Raw genomic sequence first — 17629 nt, 5'->3', positions numbered from 1 at the left:
TTTAAAAATAGGTAATTGAAGCTTGGAACGCCCTTTTTCTTTTTATTTCAGTGTTTTTTCTACAATCCTTTGCGGATAAATTTGGGCTATTTGAGTTTTTTGTTCTTTGTTCAGAGCCTTGTATTCTGAATTGAATTTTTCCAAGGAGAGCTCATTTCTTAATGCTGTTATTTCCTGAATAATGACATCTCCAATGCCCTGGTAAAACCCATAAGTTAAATCTGGATGGGATTTGAGGAGGATTGTCGATTCTGATTTGTTATTGGACAAATAGGTTTTAACAAGTTTTTTCAGTTCTTCTACGGAAACAATTTGGTTGTTTACTAAGATTTCCTTGTTTTCGGTCAAACTAATATTCAAGGTATTTGTTGGGTCATAATCTTTTACTACCTGAGCGTTTTCAGCAATGCCGGCTTCAGTATCAATGTAACTGAACATCATAAAAGTGTATAATTTATATAGGTCAAGTTCAAAATCTTTGTCGGATAAAACACTTAAGACTTCTTTCGCTATAATTGATGCACGTGGATTATTTGAATAGCTGGTTTTTAGAATGGTAGAATCAAAAGCTTTCAATTTTGAAGAGGAATACATTGCAGAATCACTTAAGATTTGTTCTCTACAATTTTCAAGTTTTTTTTCGTTGCGTTTTTCAAGCTTTTGAAACTCTACATAAAAGTATTTTGAGGGAATTTTGTCAAATCCGTTGCTATCGGCAAACTTTTTAAAAATATCACGATAACTTTTAGCTGAGCCATCTGCCAATATTTTTTCATCTATAAGAAGCGTTTGATAATTTGAAATCAGCTGTTTAAGAGCTAAACCATGATCGGAATAAGATTGATAGGCACACTCCATTAACTTTTCTTCAATCCTTTCTGATTGTCCTGAGCATGATATTTGGAGAAATAGGATTACAAGAATTGATTGGATGTGAACTTTCATAGACCGCTTTTAAACATAGATCAAGTCGGATAGAATGGTGTTAAGGTATTGCTCTTTGATGCCTTTTTTAGATACCAAATCTACTTTAAGCCCCAATGCTTTTTCAAGGTCATTGGCCAAATCAATGAATTTGATGCCTATTTTCCCATCAAATTCTACCATAATATCAACGTCACTGGTATCTGTTTGCTCATTACGAGCGTAGGAACCAAACAAAGCCATAGAGGATATGGGGTAGCGCTCTTTTAAACGTACCTTAAGCTTTGAAAGTTTGTTTGCTATATTTTGGGTTGTTTCCACACTCAAAGTTAACAATTCCCTCTAAAAATATTCTTTTTTGGAGTATTCCAGAGCAGATTAAATCATTTTGGTATTAAAAAACCGTATACCGCAATCCAAAAAACCCACGAATGCCTTGGTTGGGGCCGTACACATAAGCGGGGTCAAAGGTAAGGGCGTAGGGATTGTTCGGTGTAGCGAAGGCATTGCCATTGCTGTCAAAAGTCACTTCTTTGTCAAAAGGGTCGTTCGCGCGGGCAATGATAAAGGGATTACCCTGGTTCGGAGTCCAGTCCAGCAGGTTTTTGATACCTCCGTACACTTCAAAATTATTTAACCCTTTGTAGGTAAACTGGATATTCTGAATGCTCCACGTAGGCGAATATTCCTGTCTCGGGTCCAGGTCACCCAAAAGCGGCAATCGCATCGGACCGTATAAATTTCCCGTGTAGTCCGCTGTCAATTTTAACGAGTGAAAGGTGTACGACAAATTCCACGTGGCGGTAATACTTTCGGTTAGAATCTGTTGTTGGGTAACTCCATTTTCAGTGCTGCTCACATCTTGCCAAGTGGCACCCACCATAATCTTAAAACTGCTCGGGAATGCAACATCCAAATTGGCACTTACCCCTTGCGAAACCGATTTCCCATCCAGATTATCATAAATGATTTGATTGGGATTGGTCTCGTAATCAGGCAAGATTACGTTGGAAAAACGGGTGTAAAACACAGAAGCGTCTAGACCGATGAAGGTGCCGTTGTCGCTGTAAATTTTCTTCAAATAGTTGAGATTGACGTTCACGGAGCGTTCGGGTTTTAACTCTTCAGCGATAATCACTTCCCGCGAACCTGTGAGGGCCGCATGTTCCTCAGTAAACAAGTTGACTACGCGAAACCCCGTTCCTGCATTCGCCCGAAAAATATCGTTATCGGAAATTTTCCATTTGTAAGCAGCTCGGGGTGTGAAAATATTGCCGTGTCTTTGGTCATAATCATATCGAAGCCCGCCCAAAAAGGAATGTTTGGGCGCAAAACTGTATTCATCCTGCGCAAAAAGACTCGGAATCCAAATGTTATCGGCCTCAGTGGTCGCGGGTGTATTGTCGTCATAATAATTGTACCGAATCGCACTTCCGAAAAGTAAATCGTGATTCCCGGCAGTCTTGTCCCAGGTCAATTGGGCAAAACCAATACGCTGATCCGCCAAATACTCCGTGTCGCCGTAAACCGAATTCTGGTTATGGTCATTGTAGGAAAAAGAGAGGAGAAACTTTTCCTTAACCGGCAACTGATACTTTCCGAGCACTTCCCATCTTCGGGTGTAGATGCTTTCGCCATAAATTTCATCGCCACCACGAAACTCCGGCGTCCATTGCATTTCGCCACCCCAACGGTCCTCATAAAAAAAGCGTCCCGCCAAAGAGAACAAACGGTTGTCGTTTCGCTCAAAATCCCACTTTTGAAAAATAGATATACGATCTTGTAGCGTCAAATCGGTAAAATTATCGCCGTTGTTGTCCACTGGGACGTCATAATTAAAATAGTTGACGCCCAAAAGAAGGTCTGTTTTGTCTCCAACCGAGATTTTGCTTCCCACATCCAAATTGTATTCGCCCCAACCCGTGGCAAAGCCATCGGCAAAAAATTCTGGTGCGCTCAAAGCATTTTTTGTGATGATGTTGATTAAACCGCCCACAGCTTCACTACCATAAAGTGAGGATGCAGGACCTTTTACAATTTCAATCTGTTCGATCAGAGAGTTAGGAATCCCTGTGAGGCCATAGACTGTACCCAAACCACTAACAATCGGCATCCCGTCGATAAGCACCAAAGTGTATGGTCCCTCTAATCCGTTGATGTGAATATCTCCCGTGTTGCACACATTGCAATTGATTTGCGGACGCACCCCGTTCACATTCTGGAGCGCATCAAAAACACTCGCCGTAGGATTCTTTTTTAGAAAAGTGGGGGAGTAGACTTCCACGGGAACCGGACTTTCCAATCGGCTCACGGGTTTTAGGGTGCCCGTGACCACGGTTTCATCCAAACTTTGTGCAGAGGGTTCCAGTTGTATGTTGATGGTTTTGGATTCATTGGCGCTTAAGCTGATTTTGGTTTGATACGATTGATATCCCAAAGAGGTTACCAATACTACATAGTCGCCTGGCTCAACGTTTGCCAACTCAAATAGACCATCAATATCCGTAGCAGCTCCTATTTTGGTTCCTTTCAAGACCACATTTGTCAAGGGTATTGGTTCTCCGTTGTCCGTCACCTTGCCGCTTACCGAAGCTGTTTGCCCAAAAGAACAGATGCTTATAAAACCAAGCAACAAAAAGACGATATGCCTACAAATTATTTTCAATGGATATAAAATTAAATTTAGACAAAGCTAAAAATAGGTTTTGATAAATAAAAATGTATTTTTGAAAAAATATTTTTTAATGACCCGATCAGAAGAAAACTATTTGAAGACAATCTTCCATTTGGGTGGTGGCGATACCAAGTCCATAACCACCAATGCCATTGCGGAGCAAATGGAGACAAAACCTTCTTCCGTAACCGATATGGCCAAGAAATTATCGGAAAAAGGATTGGTGGATTATGTCCGGTACCAAGGAGTCTCGTTAACCGATTTTGGAACAAAAACAGCATTGTCCATCATCAGAAAACACCGTTTATGGGAAGTTTTTTTGGTGGAGAAATTGGATTTTACTTGGGACGAGGTGCACGAGGTGGCCGAGCAACTGGAGCACATCAAAAGTGAAAAGTTGATTGACAAAATTGACGAACTCTTGGAATTTCCCAAATATGACCCACACGGCGATCCCATTCCCACCAAGGACGGAAAGTTCCAAGAGCGTGATGAAAAATTACTCAGTGAAATGCCCATCAATTCCAAAGGCATATGTGTGGGGGTAAAGGATTCCTCCGTACCCTTTCTTAAGTTTTTGGACAAGAACAAAATAGCCTTGGGAAACACCATCAAAATTATGGACAAGGAAGATTTTGACAATTCCCTTCGCATTCAAATGGAGGGCAAGGAAATGCGCATATCACACCAAATAGCATCTAATTTGTATGTAAAAAAGAACGATTGATGAAAGAAGTAATACACTATTTTCAGGAAATAGACCCGGTATTGGCAGCGTTGTACGCGACGCTTTTTACATGGGGACTGACTGCTGCCGGGGCAGGCCTTGTATTTTTGTTCAAAAGTCCAAAGAGAGCTTTGATGGATGGAATGTTGGGCTTTACTGGAGGTGTTATGGTCGCTGCCAGTTTTTGGAGTCTTTTGGCACCAGGTATTGAGATGAGCGAGGGGGAAGGCTTTGTAAAAGTGATTCCCGCAGCCGTTGGTTTTTTGCTTGGAGCGGGTTTTATTTTTGGTTTGGATAAAATTTTACCCCATTTGCACATCAATTTTAAAATGGACGAAGCAGAAGGGGTAAAGACGCCCTGGCACCGCACCACGCTACTGGTCTTGGCCATTACCTTGCACAATATTCCCGAAGGATTGGCGGTAGGTGTCCTATTTGGAGGTGTTGCTTCTGGCTTTGAGGGTGCAACCATTGGGGGTGCTGTGGCTTTGGCCTTGGGTATCGGTTTGCAAAATTTCCCAGAAGGTTTTGCCGTTGCCGTACCAATGCGCAGGCATGGTCTCAGTCGAAGAAAAAGTTGGATGTACGGTCAGGCCTCGGCCTTGGTAGAACCCATTGCAGGTGTATTGGGGGCTTGGGCCGTCCTCACTTTTGAGCCCATTCTTCCCTACGCACTTTCGTTTGCCGCGGGTGCCATGATTTTTGTGGTGGTGGAGGAGGTAATCCCCGAAACGCAACAAGACAAATACACCGATATCGCCACTATGGGCTTTATCGGTGGATTTATAATTATGATGACCTTGGATGTTGGGCTGGGATAGATTTATTTATCCCCCGATCAAATCAAAAACACCCTTGGTCAAGAACTGATCGGTTTCGGTTAGTCCTGTTGAGATGATTTCGGTATAACCATCATAGGTATTACCTTGTTTAACGGCGATACGTTCAAAAGTATAGCCTGCACCTTGTTTATTTACCAATTTCAACACGTAGGAAGTCCCCTCGGACTCAATTACTGCTTCTTCCGGCAAAGAGAGGGTTTTGATGGTGTCCGTCATAATCTTGGCATCCACGAACATACCGGGCAGGAAGTTCGCCTCTTCCTCATGTTCCAGATGCCCGTGTACTTTAATAGATCTTTTGGCACCGTCAATGGAGGTACCCACCAAATAAACTTCTGCATAAAAAGCTTCTTCTGAAGCTTCTGGAATCCTGAACTGGATTTTTTGGTCTTTTTTCACTTTTAAGATGTCTTTCTCAAAAACCGTGAGCTCCAAATGTACGTGGTCGTTGTCCACAATCTCCAAAATCTCCGTGGCAGGAGAAACATAGCTTCCCTTGGCCACATTCATTTTGGTAACGCTTCCCGAGATAGGGGCATAAATGGCCGCTTGCGACGAAATATTCCCTTGTTCCACCTTGCTAGGGGAAATGTTAAGCATTTGCAATTGCTCCCGCAAGCCTTGGTAACGGGCCTTGGCTGTTTCATAATTGCTTTTGGCTTGAAGAAAGTTCTTTTGCGAGGCGATTTTTTCTTCAAAAAGGGTTTGGTTTCTTTCAAACTCGGCTTTTAAATAATCCAACTGATTGAAAACCTCCATATATTCTTGCTGCATCTTCAAAAACTCCTGATTTTCCAAAACCACCAAAAGCTGTCCTTTTTTTACTGTGTCACCGACCAATAGCGACGTCTTTTTTACGAATCCGCCCATAAAGGCCATTACACTAGCCCGGTTTTCGGGCGGTACATCTATCATCCCAGAAGTCTCCACCATTTTTGGGAAGGTTCTTTTCTCCATCGGACCAATAGTGAGGTCATTGGTGTCGAATTGATCTTGTGTGACCACGATTCCTGTTTCTTCTTCTTGCCCTTCAGAGGCTGATTCTTTGTTGTTTTTATTGCCACAGCCCATCAATAGAAGGAAAACAGCGGCTATTTGAATTATATTTTTCATTGTTATAATGTTATTGTCAAGTAATTAATGGCGATTACAGTTTGATTGTATTGGTTGAGCACATCCAGATAATTGAGTTGGATCTCGTACGCATTTTCCAAACTTTGAATGTATTGGAAAAAGTCGATTTCCCCATTTTGAAAGTTTCCAGAGGCCGCTTTCAAAATCTGATCGGAAAGATGACCGCCTTCGTCTTCGTAATAGGAGAGTTCCTTGGCCTGTTGTTCCAATTGCCCCAGAAGGGTTTTGTAACGTTGGTTCATTGCAACGGTGATTTCGGTATTTTCCATCTCCGTGATCTTGGTCTGTATTTTGGATGACTTCACTTTGCTACTGTGTCCAAAGAAGAAAATGGGAATACGAACACCCAGCTGAATACCGTAGAGCGATGTTCCCAAGCCCTTGTTGGTCCCTTGAAAATACTCTAGGTTCAGGTCGGGCAGCAATCTATTTTCCTCCAGACTCTTTTGGGCATTGCTCAGTTCTTGGCGGTTGTCCAAAAATGAAGCTTCCGTTTCCAACATTCCTTGCATATTCAACACACTAAGTTTTTGTGGTTCTTCATCCACAATTTCCAAGGTGTCCCCACTTTGTACCAAGCTTACAATCTGATTATAAGTGGTGAGTAGTTGCTGTTGTATCTTGGAATAGGTGTTGGCAATTTGCCGTTGTTTGGCAGTGGCTGTTACCTTTTCCAGATAATTGGTCTCCCCGAGTTCAAAACGTCGGTTGGCAGCGTGCGCAAATTTGCTGTAAATACTATCCAGTGAAGCGTAAAGCTTTGCTTTTTGGTTCAAGGTCTGGTATTGGTAGTATGCAATACTCAGGTTTTGGTACAGTTGCTTCTTTTTTATTTCAAACGACGATTTTTGAAGCTCATAGTTCGATTTTTGGAGCCTGTTCTTGGCACCATACACCGTAGGAAACTCAAACTGCTGCTGTGCCCCAAAAACTTTAAGGGGCTCCCCGTTGAACGCAAGGTTGTTTTCATCGTACTGGTAGTAAATATCGGTTTTGTCAATCTCAAAAGCAGTTCCTTTAAGGGTTTCTGCCTGATTTACCAGTAAGGATTCTGCTCGGATTCCCTTATTGTTTTCAAGGGCAAGCGCCATTAAATCTTCGAGATTCAATTTAGTTTGCGAAAACCCTGAAACTGAAATCAACAGCAACATAATGGTCAAAGCACTCTTTTTCGCTTTACGGTCTTTTCTTCTTTTTCTCATCCCACGAAACTTAATATTGTGTGAATACGCATATAAAACGGGCAAAACCACCAAGGTGAGTAGGGTTGCCGTTACCAATCCACCGATGACCACAGTGGCAAGGGGTCGCTGTACTTCGGCACCAGCATTGGTGGAAACCGCCATGGGCAAGAAACCTAAAGCTGCAGCTGAGGCGGTTAAAAGCACGGCGCGGAGCCTATCTTTGGTCCCCTGTTTGATGAGATCTTCCATAGAATTGAAATCACTGCCCTTCAGTTCCTTAAAATGTTCAATGAGCACAATGCCGTTCAGTACGGCGATACCAAAAAGGGCAATGAAACCGACCCCAGCAGAAATACTAAAAGGCATATCCCTTAACCAAAGTAATAGAACCCCTCCAACGGCAGATAATGGAATGGCCGAGAAAATAAGCAAGGCTTCCTTAACAGAGCCGAAAGCAAAATAGAGCATGATAAAGATGAGCAACAAGGCAATGGGTACGGCAACCATTAATCTGGCTTTGGCATTTTGAAGATTTTCAAACTGACCACCATAGGTGATGGTGTAGCCCGGAGGTAATGTGATGTTTTCGTTGACCAAGAGTTGTACATCGTCCACCACAGATTGAAGGTCTCGGTTCCTTACATTGATACCGACAACGATTCTTCTTTTTGTATCGTCACGGGAGATTTTTGCCGCACCTTTTTGGTAGGTGATATCAGCCAGCTCGCTCATGGGAATTTTTCCACCGTTGGGAATATCAACATAAAGGTTTTTTAAGTTGGAAATATCTTGACGGTTCTCGGAATCCAAACGAACGGCCAGATCAAACTGTCGCTCGCCCTCGAATACACTGCCAACCACTTTTCCTGCGAATCCCATCGAAATCATTTCGTTGAGGTCTGCTATGTTGAGTCCGTGGCGTGCAATTTTGGCCCTGTCAAAGGAAACGTTCATTTGCGGAAGACCTTCCACTTTTTCCACAACAATATCGGAGGCTCCCTCCACATTTTGGATAAGGTCTTTGATTTCGTTGGCCTTCCGATTTAATGTTTCCAGATTTTCACCAAAAATCTTGATAGCAATATCTGCCCGGACCCCGGTGATCAATTCATTGAAACGCATTTCAATAGGCTGGGTAAACTCAAGTTCCATCCCTGGAATTACAGCAAGGGCTTCTTTGAACTTATCTGCCAATTCATCCTTGGTTTTGGCCGAAACCCATTCATCTTTAGGTTTTAGAGTGATAATTACATCACTTTCTTCCATGGACATGGGGTCGGTGGGTACCTCTGCGGCACCTATGCGGCTTACCACTTGTTTTACCTCGGGGAACCGATCTAAAAGGATTTGTTCCATTTTGGTCGTGGTTTCCACGGTTTTGGTCAAAGTGGTACCTGTTTTTAGCACAGGTTGAATCACAAAATCCCCTTCGTCCAAGGTGGGCACAAATTCACCTCCCATAGAGGAGAACAACAAAATGGCTCCTATTAATAGAGCGGCAGCTACTGAAAGCACGAGTTTTTTACTTTTCAGGGCCCATTCGATAACTGGTTCGTATTGTTTGTTGATCCAGTTGACCAAACGTGTGGAGATACTTTTTGCTGATTCCTTGGATGGTTTTAGGAACATGGCCGATGCAACGGGCACATAAGTAAAGCACAAAAGGATTGCCCCCAATAAGGCAAAGCTAAACGTTAGAGCCATGGGCTTGAACATTTTACCTTCTACACCGCTTAACGATAAAATTGGAATGAACACGATCAAGATGATAAGCTGCCCGAAAACTGCGGAGTTCATCATTTTTGCGGCACCTTTTAGGGTGATGTCATCTTTGATGGATTGTGTTTCGTTCTTGCCCAGATTGGCAATCTCTGCTTTCTTTTGGGTGATTTGGAAAGCAATATATTCCACAATGATCACGGCTCCGTCTATAATAATTCCAAAATCAATCGCGCCAAGGCTCAACAAGTTGGCATCCACCCCAAAAATATTCATCAGGGTGAGTGCAAACAGCAGACATAGCGGAATAACTGATGCCACTACAAGACCCGAACGCCAGTTGCCCAAGAGCAAAACCACTACAAAAATGACAATCAAACAACCCAAGACCAAGTTTTCGGTCACCGTGAAGGTTGTCCTCCCGATTAATTCACTACGGTCCAAAAACGGATTAATGTAAACGCCTTCGGGCAAGGATTTGGAAATGGTAGCAACTCGTTCCTTAACGGCTTCGATTACCCGTTTGGAATCTGCATCCTTCAGCATCATAATTTGCCCAAGGACTTTCTCGCCCTCACCGTTGCCGGTTATTGCACCAAAGCGTGGTGCACTGCCAAAACCAACTTTAGCTATGTCCTTAATGTAAATAGGGATGCTATTTCGGGTCGTTACCACTATATTTTCAATATCTGAGAGATTGCTTACCAACCCTTCACCACGAATAAAATAGGCTTGGTTCACTTTTTCAATATAGCCGCCACCGGTAACGCTATTGTTTTTTTCCAAAGCGGTGAACACTTCTTTGGCGGTAATGTTGAAGGCGTTCAATTTTTGGGTTTGAATGGCCACTTCATATTGTTTTAGGTGACCTCCCCAGGTATTGACCTCCACTACACCTGGGATTCCAGAAAGCTGACGTTTTACGATCCAATCTTGAATGGTCCTGAGCTCCGTGGAATTGTACTGATCCTTGTACTCAGGCTCCACATCCAAAATATATTGATATATCTCGCCCAAGCCAGTGGTGATGGGTCCCATTTCTGGGGAGCCAAACCCTTCGGGTATACGGCTAGATGCAGACTTGATTTTTTCGGCAATAAGTTGTCTGGGCAAATAGGTGCCCATATCATCTTCGAAGACGATGGTGACCACCGACAACCCAAACTTGGAAACCGAACGGATTTCCTTAACACCGGGGAGGTTTGCCATTTCCAACTCTATGGGGTAAGTGACAAACTTCTCCATATCCTGTGTGGAGAGACTATTGGAAGTGGTCAGTACCTGAACCTGGTTGTTGGTAATATCGGGTACGGCGCCGATGGGTATTTGTGACAGGGAGTATAACCCCACAAGGGCTATAGCTGCCGTAAATAGAAGAACAATAAACTTGTTCTTTATACTAAAGTTGATGATTTTTGAAAACATGATTCATAGAAATAATAGCATTATTAAAGTGGAATAAGGCTTGCGAAAAGTGTCCAGCAAAGCTGAAATACTATGAATTATGCGTGTTTGGGCGGCTGGAAGAGGTTGTCTCCCCAAATGTGGGAGTAAGACATTTGATAGTGGAAATTGCCTTTGGTGGTGACAGGAATTTCGGAGCGAGAATAGATAAAGTCATCGGCTCCGAGAACAAAAACCAAGGGCTGTGCACATTGCGATTGATGCTGAAAGGGCAGTTTTTCATGCTCCTTTTGTTCCTCTTGGTGTTTTTCGCTGTGATCGGCTTTGAGTTCCCCGTAGTGCTTGGAAACAAAAATCATAAAGTCATCACCATATTCCTCGTTGTGGAATTGGTAGTGCTCAACAAGCTGCTCAAGTTCCACCAAATCCTTAAAATGGATGTTGGCCCCTTGGAGCAGAATGAGCAAGGATATCCCTATGGTGATAATTTTATTCATCCTAACAACGTAAAATTACGAAGAATACGTTATTGGGTATATGGTTGACTGTTAATTTAGAATGAGTCTGATTCTTAAAAAACCATGAGGCCCTATTGGGCCTCGATGGTTGAAATTCCGTTGTCTTTTAAAATAGCATTTATTTTTGGAAGCTCTTTGTCCAATGTGTTGTTCAGCTTGGCCATGTGGCCGTCCAACTCTGCTGTAAGCTCATCAAATACCACATAAGCGGCATCCGTGGGTCTGGCATCTCCGTTTTCAATGCTTCTTTGCAGGGCATTGAACCTGTTGTTCAATTTGATGGGAAAGTTCAATGGATCTTGCCCCGATTGGTTTTTGGTTTGATAAAGGTCTTCCTCAATCTCTGTGAGGGTTCCCATAAAATCTTTGGAAAGCTTCGTAAACTTTCTACTGGAAACGCCTTTGCCCAAACTATCCAATTGTTTGCAGATGCTTCTGATTTGAATCACAGCTTCGTTGGCAATGGTAGCTTTGTCGGTTATTTTGGAAGCCAATTCAAACTGTTTTTGAAGGTCTTCAGCAGTGATTCCTTTCAAGTTCGGGTCCATTTCAATTTTAAATGGATAGCTTTTAATGACTTCGTCGCCCACTTTCATTTGTACAGTATAGGAGCCAAGAGGTGCTTTTGGACCAGTTGTGGCCGAGGCGCCCCAAATAATGATTCCATCAAAAGTGGTTGGCCCAGGATATCTTAGGTTCCAAGTAAAGGTATTGATATCTTTTGCCGTAGTGGGCTTGGTACTGTTCCCTCGACTCCACCAAGATGCATTGTCGTCCTTTTCATATTTAGGTTGGTTGCCACCAAAAGATTCGATAAGCTTATTGTCTGCATCAAAAATTGAAAAAGTGACTGTATCCACCTCTTCTTCCAAATAGTATTGGAAGTTAGTGTTGTAAATGCCTCTAATCGCATCCGTCGGTTTAAAAAGCACATTTTTTTCACTTTTTAGGTCTTCGGAATATTCCCTAAAGGGTTGGATGTCGTCCAAAATCCAGAATCCTCTACCGTGAGAGCCTAAAACAACATCGTTGTCCTTGATCACCAGATCACGGATTGGGGTATCGGGCAAGTTCAATTGAAGGGATTGCCATACTGCTCCATCATTAATGGAGAAATAAACCCCGTGTTCTGTAGCCAGGAATAAAAGGCCTTCTCTCTTGTGGTCTTCGCGGATAGCTCTGGCAAAGTGTCCGTCCTCTATTCCTGTAATTATTTTGGTCCAAGTTTTCCCATAATCATGAGTTTTAAAAACGTAGGGAGCCCTGTCATCTACTTGGTATCTGTTGGCAGCAACATACAAGGTGCCTGGATTGTGGATAGATTCTTCAATAATGCTCACCCTTGAATATTTAGGAAGCTCTTCGGGGGTAATATCTTTCCAGTTTTCACCACCATCTCTTGTGATGTGGATTTTTCCATCATCAGAACCGGCCCAAATGGTATTGATATCGTGATTGGAAGGAGCCAAAGCAAACACAGTTGCATAAATCTCTGGACCGTTCATGTCCATGGTAATCACACCTCCTGTCTTGCCCAAGGTTTCTGGGTCGGCATAGGTAAGGTCTGGACTTATTTTTTCCCAGGTCTGTCCGTCGTTTGTTGTTTTCCATACGTGTTGGGAACAGGTGTACATTACATTCGGGTCTTTTGGTGCGAACATGATGGGGAAGGTCCATTGCCAACGGTCTGGTAGTGCACTTGCTGGTTCGCCTGAGAAAAAACGTGGATACACTTGAATATCCCTGACCTGACCGTTGCTGCGGTCGTAACGTGTTAAAAGAGCTCCTTGGCTTCCTGCATAAAAAATATCGGGGTTGGTCGGGCTTTGGGTAATCCAACCGCTTTCACCACCACCTACGGCATAATACCAGCCATGATTGGGTCCGCGAGCTTGTTTAAAATCCCACCCATCGCTGGGCATGGCCAGGGTAGAGTTATCTTGCTGGGCACCCACTACATGATATGGGACATCACTAGTGGCCATTACATGGTAAAACTGTGACGTTGGATAATCTTGCTCGGTCCACGTTTTACCTCCGTTGATACTTACTACGCCACCGCCGTCATTCGAATTTATCATTCTGTTCGGATTGTTGGGGTCTATCCACAGGTCGTGGTTGTCGCTATGGGGAGTGTTTATTTTTTCATCAAAAGTTTTTCCTCCATCGGTAGATTTAAAGAATCCTACATTTAGTCCATACACCACATCTTTGTCTTTGGGGTCGGCATAAATTCTGGAGTAGTAAAAAGCACGTTGTCTCAGTTTACGTTCGTTGTTGGTCAATTCCCAAGTCTTGCCTGCATCATCAGAACGGAAAACACCCCCTTCGTTGGCCTCTACAATGGCCCAAACACGGTTGGAATCCGCAGGGGAAACGGTTACCCCAATTTTGCCAATGGGTCCTTTGGGCATTCCCGGGTTTTCGGTAAGATCCGTCCACGTTTCGCCACCATCGGTAGATTTCCAAAGCTTACTATCTGGGCCACCGCCCCACATTTTCCATGCTTTACGGTACACTTGCCATGTGCTTGCGTACAATACATCGGGATTGTTTCGGTCTATGATCAAATCGGCTGCACCAGCCTTATCACTTACATAGAGTACCTTTTTCCACGTTTCGCCACCATCTACAGATTTAAAGACACCGCGTTCTTCATTTTCGCCATACGGGTGACCCAATGCGGCAACGTAGACAATGTCTTCATTGGTCGGGTCTACTCGAACTCTGGATATGGCTTGGGTCTCTTCCAACCCTAGGTGTGTCCAAGTTTCTCCGCCGTCCGTTGTTTTGTAAACACCATCACCTTGTGTAATGCTACCGCGAAGCTGGGTCTCGCCCATCCCGATATAGACCACATCCGGATTGGTTTCGGCTACGGCCACAGCTCCCACGGAAGAGCTTGTTATTTGTCCATCGGTAACACATTTCCATGTATTTCCACCGTCTTTTGTTTTCCATAGGCCTCCTCCTGTGGCTCCAAAATAATATTCGTTGGGTCTGGATGGGCTTCCGGCGCACCCTAAGGTTCTTCCGCCACGGTCAGGGCCAATATTCCTCCATGTAAAACCGCTGTAAAAACTGGTGTCAACGGTAATAGGGGATGCATTTTGTGAGTAAATAAATAGTGTTGAGAGGAACATGGAAAGTAGCATCCACGTTTTTAATGAGGTTGTTAGTATTCTCATGATGTCAAGGTTGGTTATGAGTAGTTAGAATAAAGCTTCAATTTACTCAAACTTTTTGAATTGGATGCGTATTCCAATTATAGTTCTGGATCATCGTAATTGATTCCGGGTGGATTAAAGAGTCCCCAACGATCCAGTGAATAGTTCCAAGGGTCGAAAGTTTGAACCCATTCTGCAAACAAGATCCTGAATTCCTCAATTTCTTTTCGTAACAATTCAAGATACTCGGTATGTTTAAAACCCCACATTTCCAATCCTGAACAACCAGTCTGGACTTCGCGGGCTGCTTTTCTGATGATAGTGGCGTTTTCCATACGGATTGCATAAAGGTCGCCTCCTTCGGCACCTGCTATTTTTGGACATATAAGCATGGCATCGTTACGCAGTTGTTCGGCATGGTGACGCAACAGGCCCAGTTCTGTTTCTTCGAGAGATGCATACTCCTCTTCATCATTTACCAAGGAAGCGATTTTATCTGCCAGGTCAAAAATGAGCCACCCTTTTTTGTAAATGGGCATTTTTTCAAATTCTTCTCGGCTTTTGCCAGGTTCATCGTCGTCTTCGAACATGGTTTTTAATGGTTTAGCTGTTGTAAAATTAGTCCGTAATCGTGTTGCAAATCATCATGAAGTAACGGAATTTTTTTGTTGATGTACTCCAACTGTCTATTATATAGGTTTTTAAGGGTTGTGTTCCTGTTGATAGATGGCCGGAAAGATTTCAGTTTCTCACAGAAGTACAGCAACAGTTCCACCTCAGTGGCTTTATTTCCCGAATAGCGGATATACTTTTTAATGGTCCGAAGTATTTTTCGAACACTTTTTTTAATGTAGAAATAGCTGTTCACATTGATTTCGAAGAACATTTCATCCACCTCTTCTTTTACGGTTTCTATGTATCCTTCCTCATTATCAGATTCAAAAAGCAAATAGGTAAGGAGTTCCTTGTTTTCTTTTTTGAATCGGGCCAATCGCAAACAAAGTTGCATTGTTTCTTCTTGCGATTTAAATTTCAGTTCTTTTTTTAGTTGTGCAACGGTGGCAGCCTTCATAATTAATTATCTTAAATAAGAGGCCCCGTTTACATCAATTATGGTCCCAGAAGAATAGGCTGCCCCAGGTGATGCCAAAAATAAAATGGTATGGGCCACTTCTTCGGGTTGGGCCATTCGTTTAAACGGGGATTCACGGAGCAGATTTTCGCGCTCGACGGGGGTAAGTGTTTCTTTGGCCATTTCGGTTTCGGTAAACCCGGGTGCAACAACTCCAACATAAATGTTGTGTGGCGCTAGTTTTTTGGCCAAGGATTGACTCATGGAATTCAACGCGGCTTTACTGGCCCCGTAAGCTGGTTTTGTGGGCTCCCCGCGAAAAGCACCACGGGAGGAAACGCTTACAATATGCCCGCCCCCGGTTTTCATCATGGCCTTGGCTCCCCAATAACACAAATTGGCAACGGCAAACAGATTGGTCTCAAAGGTTTTTTCCCATGCGTTGGTCCAATGGTCAAAATCCACTTTGTCTATTTCGTGAAAAATGGAAATGCCGGCATTGTTCACCAATACATCAAGTTGACCAAATTCTTTTACAAAATCATTAATCAAGGCTTCGGTTTCTGTCTTTTGTGAAATGTCCCTTTTAAATAGTTGATGCCCTTCACCCGGCAATGCTGCCAAGGTTTGTTGGGCAACTTCATCATTGCTTCTGTAGTTGATGCCTACTTTGGCGCCTTTTTTTGCAAACGCCATAGCGGTTGCTTTTCCGATGCCTCGGGAGGCACCTGTTATCAATACATTTTTTCCTGAGAAATCCATAAAATGATTCTTAATGCTTCAAATATACTAGGATCATAGCTTCTTGACCCTTAAAAAGAATTGAACTACCTTTAAATCTTATCAAATAGCACCTGATTGTAAGAAGATGAGCAAAAGAAAAAGACATTGGTTGTGGAACGTTTTGATAGTGCTTACCATAGTACTTTGTGTTCTCGCTTTTGTGGAACACTATAAAAACTGGCACAAGATCGAAGAGGGCAATCTAAAAATCTTCTCTGGTATCTATTATCAAAAAATACCCTTGACCGAATTGGACAGTGTATTGTTGGTGGACAAGTTACCCGAAATGGAACGCTCCAGCGGGTTTTCCTGGATGGAAAGGGAAAAAGGGGTTTTTAACGACTCCATTACAAATACCAAAGTATATGTTTTTGTGGATGATCTGTATCAACAAAAAATAAAGGTGGTGCACCACGATTCCCTTAAAATGTACCTGAATCTTAGGGATAGTCTGGAAACCCAAAAATTATATGCTATTTTGCAGCGTAATTTGTTGGGTGAAACTGAGTCGCCCAAATAACTCCCTAAATAGTCCTGATTTACTATGAGAATACTCTTTGTTGGTCTATTTCTAGCGCCTTGGTCTATATTTTCACAAAATAACATTTCGGTTCATGTGCACAATGTGCAATCCAACAAGGGGCATATAAATGTGGCCGTCTACAATTCAGATGACACTTTTTTGTCTTTTGATAGAGTATTTAAAGCTGGTAGGGAAGCTGCTCACGAGGGGATTGTACAATTGATGATTGAAGATTTACCTGTGGGTAAATATGCATTGGCGGTTTTCCACGATGAGAACGGAAACGGTAAATTGGATACGAATTGGTTGGGCGTACCCAAAGAAAAAGTAGCTTTTTCCAAAGGGAAAATGAAAACCTTTGGGCCGCCGAAATATAATGAGTGTGCATTCCAAATCCATTCCGATTACGAAATCGACGTAAAACTTTAAAAGATAAAAAATGGGAACAATTTTTATGGCCCAGCTTATGGGAGCCTTGTACGGATTTTTGGCTGTGATAATTGGGGCATTTGGTGCCCATGCCCTTAAAAAGAAATTGACCCCCGAACTGCTGCAAAGTTTTGAAACAGGGGTTAAATATCAGATGTACCACGCCATCGTGTTATTGGTCTTGGGCTTTAATCTCAGTTTTGACAAGCCCTTGGATTCTTGGATAGTAAACTGTTTTATTTTTGGAACCTTATTGTTTTCCTTTAGTATTTATGCACTTTGCTTGGGTGCTGCAAAAGGAAACAAACCTCGTTTTTTGGGACCGGTTACCCCGCTGGGAGGTTTGCTTTTGGTCGTGGGCTGGGCCTTGTTGCTTTATTCCTTTGTCTCTAATTTAATTTGATGTTAACTACAACCACAGTTGTCTTGGCCACAGGAATTGGAATTGTTGTTTCCTTTACTGAAGATTGATTTGGGAAGCAAGAATTTCCAAACCAAATAGCCTACTGCAATGAGTAAAGTTCCGTAT

Annotated in this window: 15 protein-coding genes; 5 read left to right on the top strand and 10 right to left on the bottom strand. The window is 42.8% G+C overall.

The window, feature by feature from the left end; translation table 11 throughout:
• Positions 1 to 42 precede the first annotated feature (42 nt).
• The 3 genes from AC13CS_RS14230 to AC13CS_RS14220 all read right to left on the bottom strand — a co-directional run bounded on the left by AC13CS_RS14230 (position 43) and on the right by AC13CS_RS14220 (position 3589).
• Positions 43 to 945, bottom strand: coding sequence for a hypothetical protein (locus AC13CS_RS14230; protein ID WP_293166669.1), 903 nt, complete (start codon positions 943 to 945; stop codon positions 43 to 45).
• A 9-nt stretch (positions 946 to 954) separates the two neighbouring features.
• Positions 955 to 1245 (bottom strand): nucleotidyltransferase family protein, encoded by a 291-nt coding sequence (locus AC13CS_RS14225; RefSeq protein ID WP_293166671.1) that lies wholly within the window; start codon positions 1243 to 1245, stop codon positions 955 to 957.
• 73 nt (positions 1246 to 1318) lie between these two features.
• Positions 1319 to 3589: a TonB-dependent receptor gene (locus AC13CS_RS14220; protein ID WP_293166673.1), complete on the bottom strand. Its 2271-nt coding sequence runs from the start codon at positions 3587 to 3589 to the stop codon at positions 1319 to 1321.
• 79 nt (positions 3590 to 3668) lie between these two features.
• On the opposite strand from AC13CS_RS14220, the gene AC13CS_RS14215 reads away from it, so the two are divergent.
• Positions 3669 to 4325 (top strand): metal-dependent transcriptional regulator, encoded by a 657-nt coding sequence (locus tag AC13CS_RS14215; RefSeq protein WP_293166675.1) that lies wholly within the window; start codon positions 3669 to 3671, stop codon positions 4323 to 4325.
• Complete coding sequence (locus AC13CS_RS14210; RefSeq protein WP_293166677.1) at positions 4325 to 5146, top strand: ZIP family metal transporter; 822 nt, start codon at positions 4325 to 4327, stop codon at positions 5144 to 5146. The genes AC13CS_RS14215 and AC13CS_RS14210 overlap by 1 nt, the downstream gene beginning before the upstream one ends.
• 6 nt (positions 5147 to 5152) lie before the next feature.
• Here the strand turns inward: AC13CS_RS14210 and AC13CS_RS14205 are convergent, their stop codons facing one another.
• From AC13CS_RS14205 to AC13CS_RS14175, 7 genes are all read right to left on the bottom strand, one after another.
• Positions 5153 to 6280: an efflux RND transporter periplasmic adaptor subunit gene (locus tag AC13CS_RS14205; protein WP_293166679.1), complete on the bottom strand. Its 1128-nt coding sequence runs from the start codon at positions 6278 to 6280 to the stop codon at positions 5153 to 5155.
• Between the two features lie 2 nt (positions 6281 to 6282).
• On the bottom strand, positions 6283 to 10629 hold the full coding sequence (locus tag AC13CS_RS14200) for a CusA/CzcA family heavy metal efflux RND transporter (RefSeq protein WP_293166681.1): 4347 nt from the start codon (positions 10627 to 10629) through the stop codon (positions 6283 to 6285).
• 77 nt (positions 10630 to 10706) lie between these two features.
• Positions 10707 to 11105 carry a hypothetical protein gene (locus tag AC13CS_RS14195; RefSeq protein WP_293166683.1) on the bottom strand — a complete coding sequence of 133 codons (399 nt, stop codon included), beginning with the start codon at positions 11103 to 11105 and terminating at the stop codon, positions 10707 to 10709.
• A 92-nt stretch (positions 11106 to 11197) separates the two neighbouring features.
• Entirely contained in the window at positions 11198 to 14314 is a 3117-nt protein-coding gene (locus AC13CS_RS14190; RefSeq protein ID WP_293166685.1) for a VPS10 domain-containing protein, read from the bottom strand.
• Positions 14315 to 14391: 77 nt separating this feature from the next.
• Positions 14392 to 14883 carry a hypothetical protein gene (locus AC13CS_RS14185; protein ID WP_293166687.1) on the bottom strand — a complete coding sequence of 164 codons (492 nt, stop codon included), beginning with the start codon at positions 14881 to 14883 and terminating at the stop codon, positions 14392 to 14394.
• Positions 14884 to 14888: 5 nt separating this feature from the next.
• Positions 14889 to 15365 (bottom strand): hypothetical protein, encoded by a 477-nt coding sequence (locus AC13CS_RS14180; protein WP_293166689.1) that lies wholly within the window; start codon positions 15363 to 15365, stop codon positions 14889 to 14891.
• 6 nt (positions 15366 to 15371) lie between these two features.
• On the bottom strand, positions 15372 to 16127 hold the full coding sequence (locus AC13CS_RS14175; protein WP_293166691.1) for an SDR family oxidoreductase: 756 nt from the start codon (positions 16125 to 16127) through the stop codon (positions 15372 to 15374).
• A 106-nt stretch (positions 16128 to 16233) separates the two neighbouring features.
• Here AC13CS_RS14175 and AC13CS_RS14170 point away from each other — a divergent pair, with 106 nt between their 5' ends.
• The 3 genes from AC13CS_RS14170 to AC13CS_RS14160 are packed head-to-tail and all read left to right on the top strand — an operon-like array spanning position 16234 to position 17503.
• Positions 16234 to 16668, top strand: coding sequence for a hypothetical protein (locus tag AC13CS_RS14170; protein ID WP_293166693.1), 435 nt, complete (start codon positions 16234 to 16236; stop codon positions 16666 to 16668).
• Positions 16669 to 16692: 24 nt separating this feature from the next.
• The gene (locus AC13CS_RS14165; protein ID WP_293166695.1) at positions 16693 to 17100 is read left to right on the top strand and encodes a DUF2141 domain-containing protein; all 408 of its coding nucleotides are present in this window, start codon (positions 16693 to 16695) and stop codon (positions 17098 to 17100) included.
• Positions 17101 to 17110: 10 nt separating this feature from the next.
• Positions 17111 to 17503 carry a DUF423 domain-containing protein gene (locus AC13CS_RS14160; RefSeq protein ID WP_293166697.1) on the top strand — a complete coding sequence of 131 codons (393 nt, stop codon included), beginning with the start codon at positions 17111 to 17113 and terminating at the stop codon, positions 17501 to 17503.
• Positions 17504 to 17629: the final 126 nt, after the last annotated feature.

This window comes from Flagellimonas sp. B-3, assembly GCF_056857835.1.
This window is presented reverse-complemented; position numbering and strand designations above follow the sequence as displayed.